Here is a 15,727-nt window from a genome sequence, read left to right as displayed (position 1 = left end):
CAATGATGTTTCACTTCAAAAAATCACCCCCCCGAATGGTTCAGCTCTATCATTTACTTTTAGGATCGATGTTCTTAGACTCAATTTTTCTCTATGCTTTGGTTATTTTCCAAGATTTTGGTGCTGTCGTGATTGTCACTTTTCCAAAGGTATTGTAAAGCCAGTAATACGATAAAAGCGGATACCCCAATGATGTCCGATATCGTTTCAGGATAGATTAATAGTAAACCAACGATTATAGCGAGGACTCTTTCTAACCAGTGCATCCCCCTCATCCAGTAACCTATAACACCCGCCCCAATTGCAATCATGCCTGACATTGCTGTAAGTACAACCCAGGCAACCTCCATCCAAGTTGTATCGATCATCAGCATTTGTGGGGAAAGAACAAAAATATATGGAATGATAAATGCAGCGATAGCAAGTTTTGATGACTCAATTCCCGTTTTTATCGGTTCACCGCCTGCCACCCCTGCCGCTGCAAATGCCGCTAAAGCAACTGGAGGAGTAATATCTGCTATAATGCCAAAATAGAAAACGAATAAATGTGCAGATAAATCAGGAACACCAAGCAAAATGATCGCAGGTGCTGCAATCGTCGATGTGATGACATAATTGGCGGTCGTAGGTGAACCCATTCCTAATATAAGTGCCGCTACCATAGTTAGCATCAGTGTTGGAATCAAATATCCACCAGACAAATCGATCAAACCATTAGCCAGCTTCAGCCCTAATCCGGTTTTCGTAACGATTCCTACAATAATGCCTGCTGCTGCGGTTGCAGCTGCAACCGCAAGTGCCGTTCGGGCTCCATCCACCAATGCATAAATGATATCGATGAATTTCATGCGGACATCCTTGTTTATGAAACCTACAAGAACCGAGATAGCAATGGAATACAGGGCTGCATGTGTAACCGTGATATTCAGCATGAGCAATAAAATAATGGCAAGGATCGGTATTAGTAAATAAAATTTGCCGAACACTTCCTTTTTACTTGGCATCTCTTCTTTCGTTAACCCACGCAGCCCAAGTCGTTTCGCTTCAAAATGGGTCATGATCCAAATTCCTGAAAAGTAAAGGATAGCTGGAATCGCAGCCGCCTTTGCTATATCCCAATACGTTATCCCATTCCCAATGAACTCAACCATTAAGAATGCCGCTGCCCCCATTACCGGAGGCATCAATTGACCGCCTGTCGAAGCGGCTGCCTCCACTGCCCCAGCGAATTCCTTCTTATATCCAAGATTTTTCATCATCGGTATCGTGAATGCTCCCGAAGTGACAACATTAGCTACGGAACTTCCGCTAATCGTCCCTTGAAGAGCACTGGAAAAAATCGCAACCTTTGCAGGTCCCCCTATCCTTCTGCCGGCAATGGCGGTTGAAAGATCATTGAAGTATTGACCGACACCTGTTCGGACTAGAAAGGATCCAAACAGTAAAAATAGGAAGATGAATGTCGATGACACCGCTAACGGAGTGCCTAAAATGCCCTCTGTCGAGAAGAACATCGTTTGCACCATCCGTTCCAGAGTCAAACCGCGATGCGCGAGGAATCCTGGCATATATTGTCCAAAAATTCCATAGAAAATGAATATCAAAGCAATGACCATAATGGGAAGCCCCACTGCACGCCTGGTTGCCTCCAAAACCAGGAGAATGGCCATTAAACCAACGGCAAAATCCAATGCGCCCAAACGTCCAACATTCATGACGATATCTTCGAAAAATAAGGGCCAATATGCACCTACCCCGATACTAAGAATCGCTAATATGATATCGTACCAGGCAATTTGAAACTTTCCATTTTCACGCTTCTTCCGGTTTGCGGGAAATAGTAAAAACACTAAGGAGAGTGCAAACCCTAAATGTATCGTCCGTTGGATTTGTGCTGTAAAAACACCAAAAATGGCAGTATATAATTGGAATAGCGAAAAAGCCAGGAGTCCAAAAAACGCAATGTGGCCCAAGACACCAGTTAATTTCCTAGTCCCGGCTTCCGGATCATATTTTTCCAACAACTCCTGCTGTTCCGCTTCGGTTAAATATTTGATTTTTTCATTATCAGCCACTAATCTTCACTCCCTTCAACTGTTCCCACAATGAAATTCTTTCCGATGAAATCCTGACCCATGTCCCTGGTTTAATGAAGTCTGCCAATGTGTATGTTTTTTCATCATATATTAAACGATGGTTAGCTTTAACTTGTCCTACCCGTAAATCGATATGGGTGAAATTGCGTTTCATATTTTTTATGAAATAGGTACCGTCTTTTTCTTCAAAGACTTCCTCCCCCTCCGCATTAGAAGGCATACCGACTGCAAAATCATGATAAGAAAGTTCAGTTTGTTGGATTTGCTTATCCGATAAACGATATGATTCCAAAACATCCGTGAGGTGGATGGAGTGTGTATACTCAATCTTGAATTCTTTATCTTTTTTCAAAGGAAAGTATGCGATTAATTCCCCTTGGTCCTCAAAGGAAAAGGCAATTACATGCCTGTAAGGAAAAAAGAATAAAAAAGCGATGAGCAGAGGTATACCAAATGCCATGAATCTTTTGAATTTCATAGGTACCCCTTTCAAAACCAGATATCCCATTTAGAAAAAAACGAAGCCGATAGGCCACATAAAGCGAGCTACCGACCCAATGCATTACTTGGAAACACCTTTTTCTTTAAAGTATTTTGCTGCTCCAGGATGCACTTCCATTTCCCCTAATCCTTCTAGGGCAGTTTCTGCTGTAAGGAACTTGCCTTTTGCATGTGTGATTTGATCTGTGTTGTCATAAACAGCTTTAGTCATTTCATAAACTAAATCTTCATCTAGATCCTTTGTAACCACTAACATCGCTTTAACTGCAACTGTTTTTACCTCGGATTTGATTTTGTAAGTACCGCTTGGAATTGTATCTTCAGCATAGTATGGATACTTTTTAACCAATGCTTGAATTTTGTCCTCTGCAATAGGCAGGATCATGATATCATTTTGTACGGACAGCGCCTCAACTGCACCTGTTGGTGTTCCGGCAGTAATGAAAGCTGCGTCAATATTTCCTGCTTGAATTCCTTCGGCCGACTCATCGAAGGACAGGTTTTGTCCTTTAATATCTTTCTCAGACAAACCATGAATCTCCAGGATCTGCATGGCATTGATGTATGCACCGGAACCCGGAGCACCTACTGATACCTTTTTACCCTTTAAATCCTCGATTGATTTAATTCCGCTTTTTGCAGTCGTTACAATTTGAACAGTTTCAGGATATAGAGAGCTGATCGCCATTATATTATCAATGGGTTTCCCGTCGAACATTTCTGTTCCTTCAAGTGCATATGCGGCGATATCCGTTTGTGAAAAAGCGATTTCAGCCTCTCCAGCCCTTAACGTTTCCATGTTTTCGGCGGAGGCGCCAGATGTCTGAGGTGTTATGTTCGCTTTTGTTTTATCGGAAATGATTTTTCCAATTTGACCTCCGAGCGGATAGTATGTACCTCCCGTACCACCAGTCAACAAACTCAAATTTTGGTTTCCGCTGCCCGAGACACCTGTTTTGCTGTCTCCGCAGGCACTGATAATACCGGATACCGTCAAAATCATGACCAATAAAAAGCACTTATGAAATTTTTTCATAAAACTCCCCCCTCATGTGTTTTCATCATCTGCAAAAGATGATAATGTTATTATTCTACCGACTGCCTCACTTTCCCTTTTTTTACAAAATTAGACACATCATCCATAAGCACTAGTAATACATTAAATAGTTTTATAGAAATCAAATCACCAAGCTTAAATGTGTAAAAACACCTATTAAAAACAAGGAAAATCCGCTATCCAATAGTAATATTTTACCTTTTATTACCTATTCTTCCTTTATTTAAGGATAATATTGACTCTTCCATTTTAGAAATATATTATTGTTATAAACTTATAAGCAGATGTTATAAAAGGATCTTCCTAGCCTTTAATCGTTATATCCAGCTTTTTTTGAGAGGGAATCGACTGTCCAACCTTTCTTTTCCAGCCATTTTAGCTTTGTATTTTAAAATCCAACTGAAGTGGGTGATTGTTTGAATTTCCTATCCCTCCGCTATTTCATAGAGGTTTCTAACCATCTTAGTTTCAGCGAGGCTTCCAAAACCCTGCATATATCCCAGCCCGGACTTAGCCAACAGATTTTATCCCTCGAAAAACAATTAGGCTTTAAACTATTGAATCGAACCACAAGAAAAATTACATTGACGGAAGAAGGAGAGTACATCTATAAAAAACTTGCTCCTTACTTTGAAGATATTGAGAAAACAGTAAATTACATAGTTGAACATAAAGCTATCCCCAAGCCTAAATTGAAGATTGCTACCGTCCCCTCTGCAGCTAGTATATATATCCCGAAGTTACTGAAAAAGATAGTGGGGGAATACCCGGATACAGAATTTTACGTGCATGAAACGACATCCTCAAGGGCTGTAAAACTCGTAAACCAACAAAATTACCATATTGGTTTCATCAGAACGCCCATTCACAGTAATATCATCGCCAATGAAGGATTAAGCATGATTGAATTCATGAGGTTCCCTTTACAATTAGTCGTCTCCATTGATCATCCACTGGCCCAAAAGGATTCGATACATTTATACGAAGCAAAAGACGAACCTTTTATCCATTATGATGCCGTTCAAGCACACTCCCTTCAATTCCTTTTGGAAAAAGCTTGCCTGACTGCTGGATTTTCACCTAAAGAATTATGTAAAGGCTCTGAATTACTGACAATCGCCAATCTAATATCCAATAACCTCGGCGTAGCACTCATGCCGGAAGATATGGTAAGTTTGTTGGGAAAAAGCCAAGTTAAAGCCTTGAACATCGATAACTCGGAATTATCCAGTTCCATATCCGCAGTTTGGAAAAGCACGGATGCATCCATTCTGACCAAGCATATTTTGAAAACGTTAGAGAATGATGATGGTTTTAACGATATATGAGATTCTTGGTTGGAAAAATGCTGCGAAACGACTCGTAGTGAAAAAGGGGCAATTATAGTGAAATGAATTATACTATCGGTGAAAAAAAGCCCCATTTCTCTTTTATGAAACTGAGAAATGGGGCTTTTAATATTGAATGATTTCACCTTTTAAACTTCCTATTGGCGATATAACTAAATTAGCAAACTCCCATGCATAGCATGCTTTGACTTAAGAAAATATAAATACTCTATTCCTTCAGCGGTAATCTTAGTGCCGGCCCTTCCTCTGCCTTTGACGACAAACCCTTCGATTTCTAAAATATCCAAACGGCGACGAATCTGCTGAGGGGACAAGACAAAGTCCGATTCTTTACTTTGATTAGAAATCAGTTCTCTGCTTGCCGCTTTTCCTTTATCGTTGTATTGCTTAATTACTTCCAAGATGAAAGCGCGCTCCTGATTTTCCAACACACTTTCACAGACGGGATAATCTGCCGTCACACTGTCTTCCTTATTCCCGTGCATGAACGGAAGGTCACTTTTCGTCACGACATTCCCCTCACAAACCGTCAACATGTAATCGATTGTACTTTTAAGTTCCCGTATGTTGCCGGGCCATTCATATTGCATGAAATATTCCAGTACGTCTTCCTCTACTTTTACCCACTTCCCGCTTTTTGTGATGAGGTGCTTTATCAAAAGTGGAATATCCGCTCTTCTCTCTTTGAGTGACGGTATGTAAAGATTGAGCACATTCAGACGGTAAAACAAGTCTGTTCGGAATGAACCGTCCCGCATCTTATCATGAAGGTTTTTATTCGTCGCGGTAATCACCCTGACATTAACGGGAATGATTCTCTTACCGCCAATTCTGCGGATTTCCCCCTCCTGAAGAACTCGAAGCAGATGGGATTGAACGGTGAGACTTATGTCACCAATTTCATCCAAAAAGATCGTCCCTTTATCCGCCATTTCAAACAGTCCTTTCTTTCCTCCCCTTTGCGCTCCTGTAAATGCCCCTTCCTCGTAGCCGAACAATTCACTTTCAAGTAAAGTTTCTGTTAAAGCGCTACAGTTAACCGCTAGAAATGGCCCGTTCTTTCGCAATGAATGCTCATGAATCGCATGAGCAAACAGCTCTTTTCCTGTACCTGTCTCTCCCTGAATCAAAATCGGATGCTCCGACAAGGCAAGCTTCTTGGCAATCTGCTTACGCTCTTTCATTACTTCATTCTCGCCGATAATATCGTCAAAGCAGTATTTTGAATAAAATCCTTGATTGCGCATTTCTCTTTGTGCAGTCTTTTCTATTTCAAAGGCTTGATGTACGCTTTTGAAGGTTGCGACAATTGTATTTTCTTTCATCATTTGCAACCGGAAAATTACGACATCCACGCCGTCTATGTTGAAGAACTTGCTTTCATCATTACCTTCCATGATGAAATCGATAATATCACGGCGATCCATTACATGCTCTAGATACTGATTAACCACATCTTTTGCATCAACATGGAACAATGCCGCAAGCTGGTTATTGAATACCGTTATCAGACCTTCCTCGTTAACGACCAATATTCCGTCATCGACAGTACACAACACATTTTGGATATGATCACTCATTTGCTTGGCATCCCACTCTGCATGTAACAGCTTACGTTGTAATTCAATTATATTACTAATATACCTTTCAGAAATCTTAGAGGATATATCCTTGTGTAAACCACAGCATTCTACAACTTCCAGAATTGTTGTTATATCAAAAAGACGCACGCCTATATCGATTACTTCTTTTATGTAAGAGGGGCACAGATGAGTTTCTCCTGGTGATACAGCTATTTGGACATTCTCATAAAATAAAATTCCCTTCCTGAAAGGGATAAATTGAACATGATCGACACCAAGCTGATATAAGGATTCAATAAGGTTTATAGTTACATCGTCATCATCATTCACCAAAAGCACTGTCGAACCCTCTGGTATTCTTAATAGCTTGTCAATATATTCATGATTAACAGTTCTCTTTCCCACAATTATTTTCTGGGCATTTACGCCATACATTCCCATTTTCTTATCATAAGCTGCATCTGATGAATACAAGATAATTCCATCTCCCAGAGAATGAGGTATTCCCTCATCGGTAGCATGGCTGTTGACATGAACGTAGTCTCCAATCAGTTGTTCCAGTTGCTCCTGCAAGGCTTCCTTTGTTTTTGAGCTTCCCGCTATAAGTGTAAGTGAGAATTTTGACATAAAAACACCTACCTGTCTTTAATTGGTTTTATTATATCACCAAAAAGAACCGATAATGACCTTTAACTTCAATCCAACCAATAAGTTCTCATAAAAATCAATTACTTCATATTGGCACAGAATTTGCTTATATATTGAATTGTCGTGATTGAGTTGACGTGCCTATGGATTTGAAAAGGAGGGAAACAGCAGAATACTTGAAAAACAGTTGATAGTCGAAGGCTGGCAATATTTTGTTAGCGTATTAGTTCCATGTACTTATTTTAAATACAAAGGAGAGACATTTATGAGCCAAGTAGAAGAGAAGGCTGTTTCGCTTGAAACAGCGGGAGAAAAAGAGAGAAAAATCAATGTTTTTGTATTGCTGCTCTGCATTCTCGCAATAGCAACTCTATTTACTTACATTTTGCCTGCCGGGGAATATACACGGATTGAAGCAGATGGACGGACAACTGTTGACGCCAATTCTTTCAAATGGATAGAATCTGCACCGGTGGAATTGTTCGATATGATAAAAGCTATTCACACAGGGATGGTTGAAGCCGGCAATATTATCTTTTTCTTATTGATTATTGGAGGGTTTTTCGGTGTTTTAAGAGCTACAGGGACGGTTGATGTGCTCATCGCCACAATGGCTCGGAAGTTGGCGACACGTGAAAAGCTATTAATTCCTGTCGTGATGCTGTTTTTTGCTGTAGGCGGCTCCTTAATGGGAATGGCAGAAGAAACACTTGCTTACCTTCCTCTTATCATTCCGCTGGCGTTGGCCCTGGGGTTCGATACAATTACAGGTACTGCCATCGTCATTGTAGGGGCATTGTCAGGGTTCACGACTGCCATCATGAATCCCTTCACTGTCGGACTTGCACAAGGAATTGCTGAATTGCCGATGTTCTCAGGAATAGGGTTACGCCTTATCTTATTTATTATCGTCTACCTTGTTTCCGTTCTTTATATCTATCGTTACGCTATGAAGGTCAAGAAAAATCCTTCTATAGGAATCTACGGAAAATATACAAAAGAAGAAGCAAAAAAACTGCTCCAATCAAGAGCGAAATTAACTGCAAGACATAAATTCATCTTAATCTCTTTTTTGATTAACTATATCGTCTTGGCATTTGGAGTCATCAAGTTCCAATGGTACATTACAGAAATTACAGCCTTATTCATTGTTTTAACAATCGCAATTGGAATCTTCGGAAAATTGTCAGCGGATCAAATTGTCAACTCCTTTACCAATGGATCTGCAGCCTTGCTAGGCGGTGCTTTGATTATTGGCGTATCACGCGCCATTCTTGTTGTATTGAATGATGGGCATATCGTCGACCCTATGCTGCATCAAGTATCTGAAGCTATCCAGCATATTCCGGCCTATTTAAGTGTTGCCGGCATGTACAGCTTCCAAACTCTTATTCATTTTATTCTAGCATCCGGCACCGGTCATGCAATGTTGACCATGCCAATTATGATTCCGCTCGCAGACTTATTGGATATTACACGCCAAACTGCAGTGTTGACTTTCTCTTTTGCGGACGGAATCGGAAATATGATTTTCCCAACCGCTACCACCTTAATGGCGGGCTTGGCAATCGCAGGCATACCTTGGACAAAATGGGCGAGGTGGATTCTGCCGCTTGTACTTATTCAATATCTCATTGGATTAATAGCTGTCATAACGGCCCACTTCATCGGATATGGTCCATTTTGATAAAAATCACTAATTCATTACAGGAGGAGAAACGAATTGCTTACTTTAATCAAAAATGGCGAGATATACTCACCCAATTACTTAGGATGGAAAGACGTTTTGATTACAGATGAAAAAATTGCATTCATAGATGACAGAATCGAGATTCCTGACAACTTTGCTCCTATTCATATCATTGATGCGACCAATCTTTTAATTGTTCCAGGTTTCATAGATTCACATGTTCATATTATTGGCGGAGGCGGTGAGGGCGGATTCAAAACCCGCACCCCTGAGCTGATGCTTACGGACATTACGACTTCGGGTATTACAACGCTTGTCGGATTGCTTGGTACGGACGGAACTACGCGTAGAATGGAAAGCCTGCTTGCCAAGGCCCGGGCACTTGAAGAAGAGGGTATTTCCTGTTTCATTCATACAGGCTCCTACCAAGTGCCAGTAAAAACATTGACAGGAAAAATTGAAGATGATCTTATTTTTATTGACAAAATCATCGGTGTCGGGGAAATTGCCATCTCCGACCATAGATCATCAGAACCCACTTTTGAGGAATTGACCAAAATCGTCGCAGCCGCACGTAACGGGGGTATTCTGTCAGGAAAAGCAGGTATATTAGAAGTTCATGTAGGAGACGGTGATGGTGAGCTCTCGTTGTTACATGCAATTGCTGATAAAACCAATATTCCGATTCGGCAGCTCCATCCGACACATATCAACCGAAATGAAGAATTATTCAAGGCGGGAATCAATTACGCTAAACGGGGCGGGTTCGTAGACTTTACAACAAGCACCATTCCTCAGTTTCTGGATGATGGCGAAGTAAAGTGCAGCATTGCCTTGCGCATAATGCTTGAAGAAGGGATTCCAGTAGAACAAATCACCTTCTCTTCAGACGGTCAGGCAAGTCTTCCGTTTTTCAACAACCATGGGGAGTATGCAGGCCTTCAAGTAGGAAAAGTATCTTCGCTATATCACGAAGTGCGTGATTCTGTTTTAGAAGAAGGAATCCCACTTGAAACGGCACTGAAGGTCATCACCACGAATCCCGCACAAGTGCTGAAACTATCAACCAAGGGCAGTATCCAAACCGGCAATGATGCTGATATTGTGCTATTGCAAAAGGATACTTTGGCAATTGTCACTGTAATGGCAAAAGGACAAGTTATGGTAGATAAGGGTATTCCGTTGATAAAAGGGACATTTGAATGAGTTTAGACAGGATACCAATTATCGAAAAATTTTCACGTCTCGCAATAATACTGTGAAGAATCGCTAAAGGGGCGATACTTAAAAAAGTCGAATTCCTAATTTTGAAGGAATTCGACTTTTATTTTTTACAGTCATCATAGCCTGTCTCCTTTTTTGAACTATCAACCTGTTAGTTCATTAGGCAACAAAACCTGTAAATCCTCGATATATATCTACTTTAAGTATCATCTCCATTTATCAAGACAATCGAGAAACCTATCAATCACCTTTTATTTTTGAGCCTCGCCTATGTACATACTAATTCATTTCTTCAGAGAGCCTTGAAGCTAGATAGAGGTCAGCCAAATAAGGAAGTACTATGCAACGGCTGAACTTTCGCCTTCGGATCAATATAGGCTTTGGCATTATTGACTGCCGTAGGACCTTCACCAAACCCGGATGCAATTAATTTAACCTTTCCATCATACGTACAAATATCCCCTGCTGCATAAATGCCTGGAATATTCGTTTCTTGTTTGGAATTAACGACGATTGCATTTTTGCTGATGTTTAGTCCCCATTCTTTAATCGCACCAAGGGAAGAGACAAATCCGTAATTAATAATTAAATCATCTATATCAATCACTTCTTTTTGTTGCGTCTTAGTTTGTTCTAAAACAATTTGCGTAATTCTTTCTGCTCCTACCAGTTCGGAGGGAATATAAGGTGTTTTGACCTCAACAGAGGAATTCACTAATTTTTCCACACTATGTTCATGGGCACGGAATTTATCTCTTCTGTGTATCAATGTTACCTTTTCAGCAATCGGCTCTAACATAAGGGCCCAATCAACAGCAGAATCTCCACCGCCAAGTATCGCCACTTTTCTACCTTTAAAGCGGTTCATATCATTCACGAAATAATGCAAATTCTTATTTTCGAACTGTGTTGAATCTTCCAATTCCAGTTTACGAGGCTGAAAAGCTCCATTTCCAGCAGTAATGATCACTGATTTGGAGAAATGAGTATCGAGGTTTGTAGTGATTTTAAATGTTCCGTCTGCTAGCTTTTCCACCTGTTCAACTGCTTCTTCAAGACAAATTGTTGGTTCGAATACTTTCATTTGTTCTTTTAAATTCTCTATCAATTCCTGGGCCCTTACTTTTGGAAATCCAGCTATATCATAAATGAATTTTTCGGGATAAAGAGCTGATAGCTGTCCTCCCAATTGAGGAAGGCTTTCAAGGATTTTCACCTTTGCTTGCCTCATTCCTCCATAAAACGCCGTAAACAAACCAACTGGGCCGCCGCCAATAATTGTTATGTCATAGACCGTTTTTTCTTCTGTCAATGTAATCACTCCTTATGCTTCCAGGATGGTTGCTCATACTGAATATGATTTATTGGTAGTAAGGCATGTACTGACTACAAGTAATTCTTACTTAATTCTTTGTTCCAAAAATGATGGATAAAATTTGTTGAAAATCCACCCTTTAAAAGACAATCTGGATATGTCACAGTTTAAAAATCTATAATTCTGTTATCTGTCACAATCGCACCTAAAATTTTTATTCAAATTTATTAGGGTTACCATCAAAGGATAATTGAGCCACTTTTATAGAATCTGTTGGACATCCTTCTGAAGCATCTATCATATCTTCCTCAAGTTCTTCAGGTATAATCGCTGCCCCAACATTATTATCCAATATAACAAACGCAATACCCTCTTCATCGTAATCATAAATATCCGGAGCTGAAGCACCGCAAGCTCCGCAAGCAATACAAGTATCTTTATCCACGATTGTATAATTAGCCATTTTTTGTATCCATTCCTCTCTCTAATCTAAGCCCTGGTTTTTTACTATGGTATTTGTAGAAGCCTTTTCCTACTCAATATCGTTCAAAAATGCCAAAATGCTCGAATTAAACTTTTCAGGATTTTCCTGATAACACAAATGCCCGCCTTCTGGAATTATCACGAGCCGGGAGTTCATTAACTCTTCATGAATTGCTTCCGACTCCTTTATAGGAGTTACAGTATCCAACTCACCACAAATTACAAGAACAGGGACATTTATATGAGATAACAAACTCATTTGATTTAGATGATAAAGTGAATTTGCCACCGAACGATATCCTGCCGGTCTTATCTGTGTCATAATCTCTTTTACTCGCTTATAGACTTTTTCTGAAGCATGGGGAGATAGCAATGCTTGTATCCTCTTTTCCGCGATCTCCTCAGTAGAAAGGTTTTCAATTGAAAATAATCGATTTTTCAATTTCGTCTCGTTCTCCTCTGGGGTTAGAGCAGCAGCCCCTCTTGTCGAATCGGCCAATATAAGTTTATTAACCTTATTAGGGTACAGGCTACAGAACTCTATCGCGATTGCCGCTCCCATTGAATGGCCAAGCAGATGGATTTTTTCCAGCTTTAGCTGATCTAGCATGCCGTCCAGAATATGTGCAAACTCTTTAAAATACTTAAATTCTTTTGCTGGATCTGAACTTTTCCCATAACCCGGTGCATCCCATGCAATTACTGTATAATGCTCCTTTAATTCCTGGATTTGCTCCTTCCATGACTGTGAATTATTACTCATGCCGTGTAATAATACTAAAGGTTCTCCATGACCTTCTTTTTCATAATGAATGCTTAAATCTTCTACTTTTACGTATGGCATAATATCAATCCCCTTTTAAGGTGAATCTCTGATTCTTAAAACACCTGTACTTTAAATATCTTTCTAAAAAAAGCGAATGATTTACTATATTCATATTTCGCATGGAACTAGCTTTCGTTCCAATTATGAAAGTGCTTCCTATCCTGAAGTTCAGCAGGAAATTCCACTTCCGTTCCCTAATTTAGCTAAAACAGTATTAAAAAACTGTGCCAGCTTAGCCAAGGCCCCGCACTGACAATCCGCCATCGCTGGAAATGACCTCACCGGTGATTGCGCGTGATTCGTCGGAAGCTAACAGTACATACGCCGCAACGTGATCTTCCGGCATCTGGGCAAGTTGAAGGATATTCCGTTTTTTTATGCTGCTTGCTTTCGTATCATTATCGACGATATTCACAAATGGACGCAGCGGCGGGATTACAGTAAGTGCTGTCAATGTCCCCCCTGGGGCTACCGCATTTACCCGGATGGAAGGAGATAGTTCGAACGCAAGCTGGCGCATCAATCCAATTTGGGCGTGTTTGCTCGCTGTATACCAAACACCGCCGCCATCTGGATAAAAACTTGCACCGGACACGGTAAAAATAATATTGCCATTTGTTTTTTTCAGTTCTTCAAGAGCGGCTTTCGCCCCGAAAAAAGAGCCTTTTACGTTAATATCGAGAAGGTAATCATATGCTTCGGAAAGCGCCTCAGGAGTCACATCGGCAAATTTGGCAAATCCATCGAACACGCCGGCATTCGCCACGAAAACATCCAACTTTCCGAATTGCTCAACAGTAGCTTGGACCGCATGCTCATTGTCTTCGTATTTACTTATATCTCCCTGATATGTAAGGATATTTTCACCAAATTCTTCCTTCATTTTCGCTAACGTGTCTTTAGAGCGGCCGATGATGCTCACTTTTGCTCCTTCTTGTATAAAGCGGCGAGTGACAGCCTCTCCAATTCCAGAAGCTCCCCCTGTAATCCATACGACTTTATCTTTTAAGGCCATTCCCATTGTCTCAACCCCTTCTATTATCTTTCAAACGTGATGAACGGTTATACAAAGATCGGTTCCTTCAAGTTTACGTCTTGCAAGCTAGCACATTTTTTCATAATTTTATGTTTTATACACGAAACAATGTTTTTTATATAAATAATTCTAAAATGTAATCGCTTTATTGTCAATGAAAAAAAAATGAAACTATCTTCGGGAATACATTCTGCGGTTACCCTTACTACTGCGGCACTCGTCAATAAGTATGATTTTTTTTGTGGTTTCTCAGTAAGATTCTAGCGCCCATCTTACCGAGAAACCCTACTAAAAAACATATTAACTTTTTAGCGCTTATAGTGTTACTTTGTTTCCTGTCGCATTACTTAGGTGATATTCGGCAACTTCTTGTTTAATCATAAATAAATACGCCACAAACCCAAGAATGGCTGCTACAATCAGCATGGCAATGGAGGGACCAAAATCACCGCCGGACAAATCGCGGCTCCACCCCATAATGTAGCTTGAAAACCCACCCATAATATTCGTGAATCCCATTAAACCGGCTGCGCGGCCAGCTGTTTCAGGTGTTGAAAATTTGATGATGAAGAAATTGGTCAGGTGAAACATTCCTCCTTGAGTTCCCATTGCGAGCCCCATGGAAACGCCAGCGAAAATAGGATTTGGTGCTATGACGGCGATTGTCAAAAATACAGCCGTTAGTATGAAAAGAATCGTCGCAAGCAAACTCGGTCGCTTCGTTTTGTCCGCCAGAAATCCGCCAGCCAGGACAAATCCAAGCGCGAATAGCCACGATAATGAAGTAATCCCAGTCATCGCTTCCCTTTCAAACCCTTTGGCCTCAACGAGATATGTAGGCAGCCAAATACTGATTCCAAAGAAAAGAAAGGACGACATCAAATTGCCAAACCAGACAATCCAATAACGATAATCCTTTGCAAAGAATTGCTTCGACTGCACATCATCCGCTTCGTCTTTTTGGCGAATATAGGAGACTTCTTCTTTACTCATGCGCGGATGCTCTTCTGGCGTATTACGTGCCAAAAACAGGAACATTGGAATATTTATAAACAAGTTAAATGCGGCGAGAGCAAAGAACGCTGCCTGCCAATGAAACGTTGAAATAATTAGTATGAGCATAACGGTTCCCACCGCCGGGCCAAGGTAGTTTCCAGTTATCCAGAATGACTGTGCCCTGCCAAGCTCTCGTTTATTAAACCAATTCGAAATGAATTTTCCCGATATCGGGATCATCATCCCCTCCCCAATTCCGAGGATTACCCTACTGATTAAAAACATTTCGTATGAAGTGGACAGCCCGCCCATTACCATTGTCGCTGTCCATACCAGTAAACCTAAAACTGCTGTTTTCCGTGCCCCTAACTTGTCGATGATAACTCCCCAAAAAATGTTGGAACAGGAGTATGAAATCATGAATATAAAGGAGATCAAGCCAATTTTCGCATTTTTATCCGGGCCAGTTAAACCAAGATCACTTAAAAATCCCGGATCGGTTTGGATAACAGAGATACCTACTTTATCAATCTGTCCGAAAAACCAGAAGAAAAAAATAGGAATCGCAATGTACAACCATCTTTTTTGACCTTGTAACATGTTATTTCCCCCTTTTAGTAGGATCTTTTGAATGCGCTTTCATGATTTCGATAAAGAAAATGTCTTTCAAACAATCAACTTCACCAATTCCCCCTTTCAAAAGATAGCAGCAACAAATGTTTTATACATAAAACAATGTTACCGATATTTAATGTCATAATGTTATATTTAATTTTCGCAATAGTCAATAATATTCAGATTAATATTTTTTCAACAGAAAAAGTGGTTTTATATTCAAAACTTATTAAGGCGTTTCTTCGATTAAAACAACCAGAAACAATACCTTAACCTTATATCTAAAACCGGATTACGTTTCTGCTAGT

General features: G+C 40.3%; 12 protein-coding genes. 3 read left to right on the top strand and 9 right to left on the bottom strand.

Going from position 1 to position 15,727, the window contains the following annotated elements:
* Positions 1-80: 80 nt before the first annotated feature.
* From ACSR9O_RS06240 to ACSR9O_RS06230, 3 genes are all read right to left on the bottom strand, one after another.
* Positions 81-2,075 (bottom strand): TRAP transporter permease, encoded by a 1,995-nt coding sequence (locus ACSR9O_RS06240; protein ID WP_491724143.1) that lies wholly within the window; start codon positions 2,073-2,075, stop codon positions 81-83.
* On the bottom strand, positions 2,068-2,574 hold the full coding sequence (locus ACSR9O_RS06235; protein ID WP_491724142.1) for a DUF1850 domain-containing protein: 507 nt from the start codon (positions 2,572-2,574) through the stop codon (positions 2,068-2,070). The genes ACSR9O_RS06240 and ACSR9O_RS06235 overlap by 8 nt, the downstream gene beginning before the upstream one ends.
* An 84-nt stretch (positions 2,575-2,658) precedes the next feature.
* On the bottom strand, positions 2,659-3,633 hold the full coding sequence (locus ACSR9O_RS06230) for a TAXI family TRAP transporter solute-binding subunit (protein WP_230176425.1): 975 nt from the start codon (positions 3,631-3,633) through the stop codon (positions 2,659-2,661).
* Positions 3,634-4,058: 425 nt separating this feature from the next.
* Between ACSR9O_RS06230 and ACSR9O_RS06225 the strand changes: the two genes are divergently transcribed.
* Positions 4,059-4,982 carry a LysR family transcriptional regulator gene (locus tag ACSR9O_RS06225; RefSeq protein ID WP_491724141.1) on the top strand — a complete coding sequence of 308 codons (924 nt, stop codon included), beginning with the start codon at positions 4,059-4,061 and terminating at the stop codon, positions 4,980-4,982.
* 173 nt (positions 4,983-5,155) lie between these two features.
* Here ACSR9O_RS06225 and ACSR9O_RS06220 read toward each other — a convergent pair whose 3' ends face one another.
* Entirely contained in the window at positions 5,156-7,213 is a 2,058-nt protein-coding gene (locus tag ACSR9O_RS06220; RefSeq protein WP_491724140.1) for a sigma-54 interaction domain-containing protein, read from the bottom strand.
* Positions 7,214-7,499: 286 nt separating this feature from the next.
* Between ACSR9O_RS06220 and ACSR9O_RS06215 the strand changes: the two genes are divergently transcribed.
* Together ACSR9O_RS06215 and iadA are read left to right on the top strand one after the other, a co-directional pair.
* A complete protein-coding gene (locus ACSR9O_RS06215; RefSeq protein WP_491724139.1) occupies positions 7,500-8,921 on the top strand; it encodes a YfcC family protein in 1,422 nt (473 codons plus the stop codon).
* A 36-nt stretch (positions 8,922-8,957) separates the two neighbouring features.
* Positions 8,958-10,130, top strand: coding sequence for a beta-aspartyl-peptidase (gene iadA, locus ACSR9O_RS06210; protein ID WP_491724138.1), 1,173 nt, complete (start codon positions 8,958-8,960; stop codon positions 10,128-10,130).
* A 337-nt stretch (positions 10,131-10,467) separates the two neighbouring features.
* On the opposite strand, the gene ACSR9O_RS06205 is transcribed toward iadA, so the two are convergent.
* From ACSR9O_RS06205 to ACSR9O_RS06185, 5 genes are all read right to left on the bottom strand, one after another.
* A complete protein-coding gene (locus ACSR9O_RS06205) occupies positions 10,468-11,460 on the bottom strand; it encodes an NAD(P)/FAD-dependent oxidoreductase (RefSeq protein ID WP_260357467.1) in 993 nt (330 codons plus the stop codon).
* Between the two features lie 217 nt (positions 11,461-11,677).
* Entirely contained in the window at positions 11,678-11,926 is a 249-nt protein-coding gene (locus ACSR9O_RS06200; protein WP_101221842.1) for a ferredoxin, read from the bottom strand.
* A 69-nt stretch (positions 11,927-11,995) separates the two neighbouring features.
* Positions 11,996-12,790, bottom strand: a complete 795-nt coding sequence (locus tag ACSR9O_RS06195; RefSeq protein ID WP_260357466.1) for an alpha/beta fold hydrolase — start codon at positions 12,788-12,790, stop codon at positions 11,996-11,998.
* Positions 12,791-13,004: 214 nt separating this feature from the next.
* Positions 13,005-13,793 (bottom strand): SDR family NAD(P)-dependent oxidoreductase, encoded by a 789-nt coding sequence (locus ACSR9O_RS06190; RefSeq protein WP_230176433.1) that lies wholly within the window; start codon positions 13,791-13,793, stop codon positions 13,005-13,007.
* A gap of 330 nt (positions 13,794-14,123) precedes the next feature.
* Positions 14,124-15,404, bottom strand: a complete 1,281-nt coding sequence (locus ACSR9O_RS06185) for an MFS transporter (RefSeq protein ID WP_137018415.1) — start codon at positions 15,402-15,404, stop codon at positions 14,124-14,126.
* Positions 15,405-15,727 lie beyond the last annotated feature (323 nt).

Source organism: Peribacillus sp. B65, from assembly GCF_058513295.1.
This window is presented reverse-complemented; position numbering and strand designations above follow the sequence as displayed.

What these genes read in the sequence shown, in the direction of transcription:
- ACSR9O_RS06235 (WP_491724142.1), bottom strand. Translation starts at nt 2,574, where the DNA reads ATGAAATTCAAAAGATTCATGGCATTTGGTATACCTCTGCTCATCGCT.
- ACSR9O_RS06230 (WP_230176425.1), bottom strand. Translation starts at nt 3,633, where the DNA reads ATGAAAAAATTTCATAAGTGCTTTTTATTGGTCATGATTTTGACGGTA.
- ACSR9O_RS06220 (WP_491724140.1), bottom strand. Translation starts at nt 7,213, where the DNA reads ATGTCAAAATTCTCACTTACACTTATAGCGGGAAGCTCAAAAACAAAG.
- ACSR9O_RS06215 (WP_491724139.1), top strand. Translation starts at nt 7,500, where the DNA reads ATGAGCCAAGTAGAAGAGAAGGCTGTTTCGCTTGAAACAGCGGGAGAA.
- ACSR9O_RS06200 (WP_101221842.1), bottom strand. Translation starts at nt 11,926, where the DNA reads ATGGCTAATTATACAATCGTGGATAAAGATACTTGTATTGCTTGCGGA.
- ACSR9O_RS06195 (WP_260357466.1), bottom strand. Translation starts at nt 12,790, where the DNA reads ATGCCATACGTAAAAGTAGAAGATTTAAGCATTCATTATGAAAAAGAA.
- ACSR9O_RS06190 (WP_230176433.1), bottom strand. Translation starts at nt 13,793, where the DNA reads ATGGGAATGGCCTTAAAAGATAAAGTCGTATGGATTACAGGGGGAGCT.
- ACSR9O_RS06185 (WP_137018415.1), bottom strand. Translation starts at nt 15,404, where the DNA reads ATGTTACAAGGTCAAAAAAGATGGTTGTACATTGCGATTCCTATTTTT.